The following is a 9,258-nucleotide window of genomic DNA, read 5'->3' as shown; positions in this document are numbered from 1 at the left end:
TAAGCCGGGCAATCTCGGGACGCTTGGTTGCCTCGGCCATGAACTTCTTGGTATTCTGAAACAGGAAGGCGATGTCCTTTCCGGCCCGGTCCTCGAGCAGGAAGGTCACACCACCAGAGGTCCCGATGCCGGGGATGGCCGGAGGCGAGAAGGCGAAAGCCACGCCCTGGGGCAGCTTGGCGAGCTTCGCATTCAGACCCGCCAGGAGATTGGCATACTTTTCCTCAGGGCTTTTGCGCTCGCCCCAGGGCTTCAGGGTGACAAAGAAAAAGCCGCTGTAGGTGTTCACCACACCGCTCAGCATGCTGTATCCCATAATGCTCGTGCAATACTCGACGCCCGGCGTGGCCATGATGACGTTTTCCATCTCCTTGACCGCCGCATCGGTCCGCTGGAGCGACGAAGCATTGGGCAGCTGGATGCCAGCATAGAAGTAGCCCTGGTCTTCCTCAGGAAGGAACCCTCCCGGGAGCCCCTTCCCTAGCAGACCGACCAGCAGGACGACGATCCCGAGGAAGATGAGGCTCATTGCCGACTTGCGGATCAAGGTTCCGCAGAATCGGACGTATCCGTTCGTCGACCTACCGAAGACATCATTGAACCAGGCATAGAACTTCCCGAGGGGACCGCGGTTCTCTTTCTTGGGCTTCAGGATCATCGACGAGAGCGCCGGGCTGAGCGACAGCGCCACAAATACCGAAATCATCATGGAGATAGCGATGGTGACCGCGAACTGCTGGTAGAGCCTGCCCGTGATGCCCGGGATGAACACCGTGGGAAGGAAGACCGCCGAGAGCACAAGGCCGATGGCGACCACTGGCCCGGCGACCTCTTCCATGGCCTTGATGGCAGCCTCTTTCGGCGTCTTGCCCTTTTCGATGTGGTGTTCCACAGCTTCCACAACCACGATGGCGTCGTCCACCACGAGCCCGATGGCGAGCACCATGCCCATCAGTGCGATAGTGTTGATCGAGAACCCGATGACCGGGAAGATGGCAAAGGTGCCAATGAGCGAAACCGGCACAGCAAGGGCGGGGATGAGCGTGGCCCGCCAGCCCTGCAGGAAGATGAAGACCACAATGATCACGAGGATCATAGCTTCTACGAGCGTGTGCATGATCTCGTTGATGCCCTCGCGCACCGCTTCGGTCGTGTCCAAGGAGACCACGTACTCCAGGTCCTGGGGAAAGGACTTCGAGACCTCTGCCATCAGCTTTTTGACTCCGTCCACGGCGGCGATAGCGTTCGTGCCCGGAAGCTGGTACAGGCCGAGCACCGCAGCCGGCTTCCCGTTCAACCTTCCCCGCATGTCGTAGGATTGGGAGCCGAGTTCGATGCGTGCCACATCCTTGAGCCGCACTAGCGACCCGTCGGGATTGGCCCGCAAGACCACCTGGCCGAACTCCTCAGGCGTTATGAGCCGTCCCTGGGCGCGGACCGCATAGGTGAATTCCTGGCCGGGAGGCGCCGGCTCGGCGCCCATCTTGCCTGCCGGATTCACGGTGTTCTGTTTCTGGATGGCCGACGTGATCTCGGGCACCGTAATGTTCAGCTTCGCGAGCTGGTCCGGCCGCACCCAGACGCGCATGGCGTACTGGCCGGCGCCGAAGACCGTGACGCTGGCGATACCGGGAACGCGCGTGAGCTGGTCGTTCAGGTTGATGTTGGCGTAATTGGCGAGGAAGATGTCATCGTAGGTCCCCTTGGGCGAATAAAGTGAAACAACCATGAGGGGCGATGACGTCGACTTCTTGATTGTGACGCCGTAGTTTCGCACATCGGAAGGAAGCTGGGACTCGGCCTGGCTCTCGCGCATCTGGGTCAGGACCTGGTCGATGTTCGGGTCAGTCTTCACGTCAAAGTTGACGTACATCTTCATCTGCCCATTGTTCGCATTGAGCGAGTACATATAGTTCATGTTATCCACGCCGCTCATCTGCTGCTCGATGGGCGTGGCAACGGACTGCTCCACGGTCTGGGCGTCGGCGCCCACGTAGGTCGTGTCGATCACCATCTCAGGCGGAACAATATTCGGGTACTGGGCAATGGGAAGGCCGAGGATCGAAACGATACCGACGATCACGATGATAATCGAGATGACAATGGCCACGATGGGCCGGTTAATGAAGAAGTTGACCATAAGGAGGTTACCTCTGCTCGTGGCCCGCGACAGGCTTTTCCGCCGGGGTAGTCGCGGACTGAGTTGTCGGCGTCTCGAGAGACACCGGCTTGGGATTGACCATGACGCCGTCACGCACCTTCTGCAGACCCTCGACCACGATGCGATCCCCTGGCTGCAAACCTTCGGTGATAACCACCAGGGACCCGGTCTTTACGCCCGGCTTCACGGTACGGATAGAAACCTTGTTATCAGGCCCGACCACAGCCACCTGGAAATTGCCCTGGAGCTCGTTCACGGCGCGCTGCGGCACTACTATCGCTCCCGGTATCGTTTCCATGACCGCACGGACCTTGGCATACTGTCCCGGCCGGAGCACGTTTTCGGGGTTCGGGAAGAGGGTCGCTACCTTGAGCGTTCCGGTCGAAGGATCCACCTGCCGGTCGGCAAAAGCAAACTCGCCCTTCCGGGGATAGAGGCTCCCGTCGGAAAGGACCAGGTCGAGCTGCGGCTTCGACTGACCCTTGGCCGGTCGTTTTGTCTGAAGATGGAGGAACTCCTGCTCGCTGATCGGTACCAGCACCTTGATGGGATCGACGGTCGAGACTGTGGTTAGCTCCTCCACCTGGCCCGGCCCTACGAGATTTCCGATCTGGGCCTTGGCAATTCCCGCGATGCCGTTGATGGGAGATGTTATCCGCGTGAACCCGAGATCGAGCTGCGCCTTTTCCACGGCAGCCTGCGTCGCATCGAAAGCGGCATGCGCCGACTGTTCGGCCCCCACGGCGTCATCGAGGTCCTTCAGGCTCACCGCATTCTGCTCTGCCAGCGGCCGGATGCGCGCCAGGTTCGCCTTGGTCGTGTCCCACCGCGCTTTTTTCTGCGCATGATCGGCCTTTGCCTGATTCAGGGCCGCCTGGAAAGTCCGCGGATCGATCTCGAACAGAATCTGTCCCTGCTTAACGAACTGCCCTTCGGTGTAGTTCTGCTTCACGAGGTAGCCTTGGACCTGGGCGCGGATGACGGCGTTGACCGACCCATCCATACTGCCCACCCACTCCCTGACCACCTTAACGTCCTGCTTGGCGACCTCGGCCACTTCAACGTCCGGCGGACCGGCTGCAACCTGGGCCTTCTTCTTGCACCCGGAGATCACCGTCCCGACCAGGACCAGCACGACGAGAACAAGAACGATCCGTTCGAAGATCTGCATGAGAGACCTACTGCATTTCAGTTGCTGCGTATTGCAGCGCATGGAACACCTCCCGAAGGAAAATAAACATCTGAGCGCAAGGTCTGCAAGCTAAGAGCTATGCAGGGCCCTATTAAAAAAATAGAACCTATAGCATTATATAGTTGATTTCAAAAGACCTAAAGCCTGAAGGAGCATCAACTGTATCATGCATAGTATTTAGAGTCAATTGAGAAAAGGAACCTCTCTAACAACCAGCCATGCTCTACAGCGTGACCGATTTGCTTCATTGAGACGATCCTCTTCTGGAAGATTCCTTATTGACTTATCAATCGTCACGAGTGCATTCGTATATTGATACGGCATGTTTCTTCGTTATCAGAGTTTCTAAAAAACGTTTCTCACTCCCCTCGTTCCTGCTAACGCTTCTGCTCCTCTTCGGATGTATCCGGACTATACAACGGCTTCGTCCTCCAGTTGAATGTAATCGCCAAAACGCGCACGACAAAGGTGCAGGCAATGGTAATAACGGCCGCCCTGGGGGCCGGCATGCCGAAGCGCATGGTGAGGAAAATGAAGAGTAGACATCCTCCAAGGGCGGCCAGAGCATAGAATTGGCCGGGCTTGAGCAGCAACGGCTCGTCCCTAACCAACAGATCACGAAGCAAGCCGCCCCCCACAGCATTGATGACACCGACGAGAATGGCGGCCGGAATGCTCAGCCCGGCGTTTATCGACTTCTCTATACCCACGACCGCATAGGCACCTAGGCCGAGGGCATCAACGAGGGCGATCACTTTCGTGAGCCGAGTCACCCCGTGGCGAAAGAGCAGCCCGACGAGGCTTGCCAGCGTGATGGCCACGATGTAGCGTGAATCCATCGTTACCGCCGGAGGCCCCTGCTGGATGAACAGACCGTCGCGAAGCAGACCACCGCCGACGCCGCTTGCAAAGGCCAGCGCAAACAGTCCTATAAAATCATAACCTCGTTGCAGCGCTGCCAGGGCGCCGGTTATACCGAAGATAAAGGTGGCGCCAAGGTCGAAGATGATCGGTAAATGAAATTGCTCTTGCATCTTCGCACATTCTTTCATCGCATTCCTTCGCCGGACAGGCCGTTCACACAGCAGCCGGCGAAACGCGCGGGTTAGAAGTTATACTTGGCCGAGAACTGGATGCGGCTATCGTGTCCGGTCTCGCCGCCGTTCTGCTCGAGCTTGCCCCAGAGGAACTCGCCGCCCACCATAACGTTCTTCGCCGGGTAGTGCAGGAGGTTCACCGAGGCATACTGGCCCCTATGGAATGCGGTCGGCTCCTGTCCTCCGGAATTGTGCTGCTCCGTCTCGCTGTATCCGATCGAGCTGCTCCATTTGTCGCTCCAGTACTTGTCGTAATAAAGGAGCAATCCGAGTATCGGTAATGCCTCGGCACCGCCTGCGCTGCTTTGTGGCGCCAGGTCGACGCCACCGTCATTGAAGTAGTTAGCGATACCCTCTCCATAGGCGAGTTGTGCAAGTATACTGTCTTTACCAACGGTATGGACGGCCCCGCTCAGGTTTGCTCCCCAGCCGGTCTTGTGGCCCGATATGCCTCCATCGGGCGAACTGTATCCGAGCCAGCGCATTATACCGGCTGCCTGGAAGTGGCCCCAGGTCCCATCCATACGGTACTGACCGGTCAGGTCCGGATATTTGTTCCAACTGGAAACACCATTGATGTCTACGAGGTTAAGCTTCCCTGTGTCGATTGCCGAACCAGGAGACTCAAGCGCGACCGCAGCCTTTGTTCCCCCCTGCTTCATGAACGTCCACCGCGCCTGGATGTTGCGGAAGAAGATCATGCCCGCCGGCCCCCAGTAGTCGACGACATTGGGGTACACATCTATGTCCATGAAAAGACTGTTGGTCTGCCCTGCAAGGAATTGACCTAACTCACCGTAGGCATGGCGCAACCGGATCGTGGTCTGGCCCGCATCGGCACCGACGCCGAACAGATCGAACTCGAACTTTGTCTTCAGCTCTCCCAGTTCGGTGGGGATATAGCCATTGACGCCGAATCGGGTCTGCTTAACGCTAAAGATGGTCTCACCGTCATGGCCGAACTGGTTAGTTGCGCCTACGGAGATCTTGGACGGACGCAACGTGGCGTCCCAGCTTGGATCGACGCGGTCAAAGTCGTAGATGGCGTCCAACTGAACAAAACCATAGATTTCAATTCGGGGCGCATCCTGCGCTGCGGCGCGCGCCTCCCCTCCCGTGCCGATGACCGCCAGAAGGGCAATGATGACAAATACATATAGTGCAGTTTTTGGCTTCATATTTTCATGGCTCCTTTCTTTGTATGATCTCTGTTTCGGATCAAGCGGGACCTTTCTCCTTTCCGATACGGATGGGTGAACGTATCTTTATGTATGAATGCAAGACCATTTATCCCTGATACATTCTTGGTCTCTTGTAACTCATTTCCCTACAGAGAACGAAGATGCTTCTTTTTTCCCTCATGCCATCATGGCCACAATAACCGGCCCCCATGCTGTAAGCAGGATGTTCCCAATGGCATAGGGCACCGTATAGCCCAATGCTGGAAGCTTGCTGTGCGCCTCATCCTGGATGGCGCGAAGCGCCGCAGTTATCGTCCCTGCTCCCGAACATGCGCCCAGAAGGATCAGGGGGTTCATCTTTAAGACATAGCGTCCGAAGAGAATCGCCGCGACGTGAGGCAGCACGGCCACTAGAAGTCCAACAAAAACCAAACTTATCCCGGCGTGTTTGAGTCCCGCTATGAAGCTGGGGCCTGCCCCGAGACCAACAACGGCAATGAAGGTGGTGAGTCCGACTGTGTCGAAGACCCACATGGCGGGCTCGGGGATACGGCCGAAGGTCGGACGGACAGACCTGAGCCAGCCGAATATCAGGCCCATGATCAGCGCGCCGCCGCTCGCCGTGAGTGTTATCGGCAATTTGCCGATCGTTATCGAGAGTAGGCCGACCAGCCCTCCAAGGACGATGCCTGAACCTACAAAGACCATATCCGTGGCGCTCGTGGGCCGGTCAGCGTACCCCAGTTCCTTCGCAGCAAGATCGATATCGCGCCTCGCCCCGACGATCCTCATAACATCTCCACGGTCGATGCGCGTTTCGAGCGCGAACGGCATCGGCTCCCCTCCGCGCAGCAGTTTCTGCAGAAAGACGCCACGGGCAAAATTCAAGGCAACCAGCTCCCTGAGGGTCTTCCCGGCCACAGCCTTGTTTGTGATCACGACGTCCAGGGTTTCCTGGGGAAAGTCGATGAGGGCCTTATCCTCCACTTCGGGTCCGATCACGGTTCCCCGGGCCATGAGGGCCTCGGTGCGTGCCATTACTGCGATCACGTCCCCCTTATGAATGACCATTGCTTGCTCGGGCTCGATGATCGTGCCTTCATGACGGACCCGCGAGATAAAGACCCTCATCTCCTTAGGCAGGGCCTCGATCTCCGCGATGGTCTTGTTCACCAGTTTCTCATTGGTCACGCTATACGCCCGGACCCCGAAACTCTGAAAAGCTGATTGCACGCCGGGCTCCTGCTCTTCTTCGCCTGAGATCTGGGCTTGCAGTTTCCTGCCCTCCTCCTTCAAGTTGACCCGCATCAACCTTGGTCCGAGACTCGACAGGAACCATACAACGAAAGCGGTGCCGACTAGGTAACTGACAGCGTACGCGACCGGTATATTGTTCATGAGCCGGGTCTTCTCCTCGGCCGGGATACTAAGATGATTGATGGCATCGCTCGCCGTGCCGATGACCGTGGATTCGGTAAATGCCCCGGCTAGCAGACCCGCCGCTGTCCCCATGTCATACCTGAGGAGCTTTGAGACCGTAAAAGCGGTAAGCAGACAGGTGACGCACAGGACGACTGTGAGCGCCATCTGGGACAGGGCATCCTTTTTCAGCCCCCGGAAGAACTGGGGCCCGACCTTGTACCCAGTCGTGAAGAGGAACAGGTCGAAAAAAATGGTCTTTACGATCGCCGGGACCTTGATATCGATCTGCCCGATGAGGACGCCTGCCAGCAGCGTACCCACAACGGTTCCCAGGGTAAACGATCCGATCTTGAACCGGCCAATGAAAAACCCTAGAGCGAGAGCAAGGAAGATAGCCAGTTCCTGATGCTCTTGAAGGGCCTTCACAAAATAGTCCATACTGAGTATCTCCTATAGTGTACGCTCACAAGACCATCGCCTATCCTACACCGTTTCAAGACGTTTGATCCGCGCGTCCCGGCGCACTCATGCAACCGAGATAATGCACGGGACGCGCAGGCGACCGGTTCTCTCAGTACTTCATGAAGAAATCCTGCAGTTTCTTAGGATCGTTCGTATTCATCAGGCCGAGCATGAGCAGGATGCGGGCCTTCTGGGGATTGAGTTCCATAGCGGCGATGAACCCCAGCTTCTCGTCGTCCACTTCCACGTTGCGCACAACGAGGCCGCTGCCCGTGCGTGTAGAGCGTACGACGGCAACGCCCTTCTTGGCAGCTTCTGCAAGTGCGGCAATCGCAGTATCAGTGCTGTTCCCATCGCCCACTCCAGCGAGCACGATGCCTTTCACACCCTTCCCGACGAGGAAGTCGATGGTGTCACGACCGAAATTGGCATAGGAGTAGACGACCTCCACGTACGGCAGGTCGTTAACAACTTTGCCGTCCACGGAAAACTCGCTCTTCGTCGTATGGACCGTGGTGTTGGTGGAAAAGAAGTAGGCCTTGCCCGTGTTCATGACGCCTGCCCGTCCGCGGTTCGGCGACTTGAATGTATCCAGCGCCGTGCTGTTCGTCTTTTGCGCTTCGCGGGCGTAGTGGATCTCATCATTGAGGACGACGAGCGGGCCACGTCCCTTGGCTTCCGGATTGGCTGCTAGTGCTACCGCGTCGTAGAGATTGGCCGGACCGTCCGCACCTATAGCAGTGGCAGGCCGCATGGACCCTACCAGCACGACCGGCTTGTCGCTCTTCACCACAAGGCTGAGGAAGTAAGCCGTTTCCTCCATCGTGTCCGTACCGTGGGTGATGACCACACCGTCGGTGTCGCCTTTGAGAACCTCATTGACCCGCTTCGCAAGCTTCAGCCACACTTCGTGATTCATAGTCTGGCTGCCAATGTTGGCCACTTGCTCTCCGGTGATGTCCGCAAGGTCCTTCAGCTGGGGCACGGCCTTGATGAGGTCATCAACGGAAAAGCTGCCTGACTTGTATCCCGCCTCGCTCGTGCTGGCCTGCGCGCCAGCGATAGTGCCGCCCGTTGCGAGGATCATGATCTTGGGTTTGGCCTGCGCCGCCGACGCGATCAGCATCAGTGCGACGACAGTCGTCAAAATGCTCCGAAACATGTTCGATGTCATTCTCTTCATGGTATTTCCTCCTTGTCTGCTTGGTTGGTTTGTCCTAGTTACTTCTTTTTCGTCATCTTTGATGTAGCAGCCTTCCATTCCTCGACATAGCCCTCGGCCGCCTCCTTGAGGTACTGGCCGATCTTCGGATAAGTATCCTCCGGCAGGTTGGCGAGCGATACCCTGACCGACCAGTCCGGCCCACCGAAGCCACCGCCATGCATCAGCACGACACCTGACTTCTCAGCGAGGCGGAACAGGATATCCGTGCATTCGTAGTTCTTCCGGAGGAACTTCACGAAGTCGGGGCCGTAGACCTTTTCGGCCCAGACCATGATATCGAGTTCTACATAATAGAAAGCCCTGTTCTCATCGGGTGGCGATGGAAGTCCCAAACCTTCCCAGAGCGCCTGGTAACGCCGACGCACGATGAGCTGGCAGAGTGTCTTATAGCTGTTCGCCTTGTCAAGCAGCGCGAACAGGGAGAACAGGGCCATCTGGATCTGCTGGGGCATCGACAGGCCGGCAGTGTGGTTCAGCGCGACCTGGCGGCTATCTGCCACCATGCGGTCGATGAATTT

The 9,258-nt window shown here is 57.5% G+C and carries 7 protein-coding genes; all 7 read right to left on the bottom strand.

The genetic code is table 11. The features are described from left to right. On the bottom strand, positions 1–2,140 hold a 2,140-nt coding region (locus VL197_13960; protein ID HUJ19083.1), incomplete at its 3' end, for an efflux RND transporter permease subunit. 7 nt (positions 2,141–2,147) lie between these two features. Further along, positions 2,148–3,332, bottom strand: coding sequence for an efflux RND transporter periplasmic adaptor subunit (locus VL197_13955; protein HUJ19082.1), 1,185 nt, complete (start codon positions 3,330–3,332; stop codon positions 2,148–2,150). A 398-nt stretch (positions 3,333–3,730) separates the two neighbouring features. After that, entirely contained in the window at positions 3,731–4,405 is a 675-nt protein-coding gene (locus tag VL197_13950; protein HUJ19081.1) for a TRIC cation channel family protein, read from the bottom strand. Positions 4,406–4,458: 53 nt separating this feature from the next. Then, positions 4,459–5,628, bottom strand: coding sequence for a DcaP family trimeric outer membrane transporter (locus VL197_13945; GenBank protein HUJ19080.1), 1,170 nt, complete (start codon positions 5,626–5,628; stop codon positions 4,459–4,461). A gap of 180 nt (positions 5,629–5,808) precedes the next feature. Further along, positions 5,809–7,491 carry an aspartate-alanine antiporter gene (gene aspT / locus VL197_13940; protein ID HUJ19079.1) on the bottom strand — a complete coding sequence of 561 codons (1,683 nt, stop codon included), beginning with the start codon at positions 7,489–7,491 and terminating at the stop codon, positions 5,809–5,811. Positions 7,492–7,624: 133 nt separating this feature from the next. Then, positions 7,625–8,689 (bottom strand): type II asparaginase, encoded by a 1,065-nt coding sequence (locus tag VL197_13935; GenBank protein HUJ19078.1) that lies wholly within the window; start codon positions 8,687–8,689, stop codon positions 7,625–7,627. Positions 8,690–8,736: 47 nt separating this feature from the next. Then, positions 8,737–9,258: aspartate 4-decarboxylase (locus VL197_13930; protein HUJ19077.1), on the bottom strand; the 522-nt coding region annotated here is incomplete at its 5' end.

The organism is Nitrospirota bacterium, from assembly GCA_035516965.1.
GTDB lineage: Bacteria > Nitrospirota > UBA9217 > UBA9217 > UBA9217 > MHEA01.
The sequence above is the reverse complement of the archived record's forward strand: the minus strand, read 5'-3'. Positions and strand labels throughout refer to the sequence as shown.